At 42.4% G+C, this 1,258-nt stretch carries 1 protein-coding gene; it reads right to left on the reverse strand.

Annotated elements, in window-relative coordinates; genetic code table 11:
• Positions 1-142: 142 nt before the first annotated feature.
• The gene (locus BQ17_RS07360) at positions 143-841 is read right to left on the reverse strand and encodes a hypothetical protein (RefSeq protein ID WP_218068156.1); all 699 of its coding nucleotides are present in this window, start codon (positions 839-841) and stop codon (positions 143-145) included.
• Positions 842-1,258: the final 417 nt, after the last annotated feature.

Consider the following 1,258-nt stretch of genomic DNA (forward strand, 5'->3'; position numbering starts at 1 on the left):
TTGTAGCATACCTGTGTAGCAGCTAAAGCCTTGCACTAAAGTGCATAGTTTTGGACTAGCGTGCTGGGACAATAAATGCCATATTTCTCACCTCCTCGACACGTTGAACAGGCCTCTTTCAGAACGACTCACCGCTCCCTGGTCAGGCGATTTGATTTATCATCGCACTTAAAATCCCCATAATTTTTCCAATATGTTCAATGTGATATTCCTTTTTATCTATAAAGACCGTATGCCTACTAAGCTTTAAAAATTTCCAGGCACTTCCCGTGGTGACCACTCCATAGATATTATCTAAATGATTATTTTCATTTTCATTGAATATTTTTGATGCGACCATTTCAGCCAAACATTGCCCGATTCCACCGATAATGTTTTCATTCTTTGCTTCAACTACCGTCACAATGGGGGTGGTGAGAAAAAGCTGTTCCGAAGAAAGGCTAATAATGAAATCACAAAAACCATTTAGATGTTTTTCTTTGTCGACTTCAAAGTCTATTCCTGAAAATAAACTGATTTTGCCTTTGAAGTTATTTCTTAATTCCAATAAAACAAAGGCAATAATAAACTCTGATCTTGCTTTCTCCGTATTTATGGCCAAGGCTAATGGCACATTTTCCTCCAATTTAATTCTAAGGTCATCACTGACTTCAACAGATTCCACCTCCTCGAAAATATCTTTGTTTTCGGCGATTTTTAGTCCAAATTCGTCTTTTGCCTTTTTTATTGTAAATTCACTGTATGCCATAACAATATCCTGTTGATTTTTGGTTATTTCGATGCCTAACACCCAATTAACAGGTGAGCTCGCGTCAGGCCAGGGATGGCCGCCACCCGCCACCTGGGGACTACCACACCTATACGGCGGGTGACGAGGCACCCGATCACAGTGGTTGGTTTGGCCCTGAAGCGTGCCTCTCACCCGCCCTACGCGGGCTATCCCCTCCATACATCCCAAGGCAATACTGCTAAGTTCGACAGGGATTGCCGAAACCGGAAGGCCATGATAATTATAAGAAATTTCACATCTTATGCCGAAAAGATTCAGAATTTAAGCGGATTTGAGTGCTTGTTCTAATTCCTTTAGGTTTTTGATTTGCCTGCCTTGGCGGTTTCTGCCAAGTAGACGCAGATAATGGCTAATACATAAGTGATAACATGACCAGCGGTACTGGCTACTCTGTCCCCTCTCCCGCCGGGAGAGGGGTTGGGGAGAGGGGGTCAAAAAGATGAATCGCTCTACTTTTTCACTTATAGG

Origin of the sequence: Candidatus Thiosymbion oneisti (assembly GCF_900092655.1) — a bacterium.
Lineage (GTDB): Bacteria > Pseudomonadota > Gammaproteobacteria > Chromatiales > Chromatiaceae > Thiosymbion > Thiosymbion oneisti.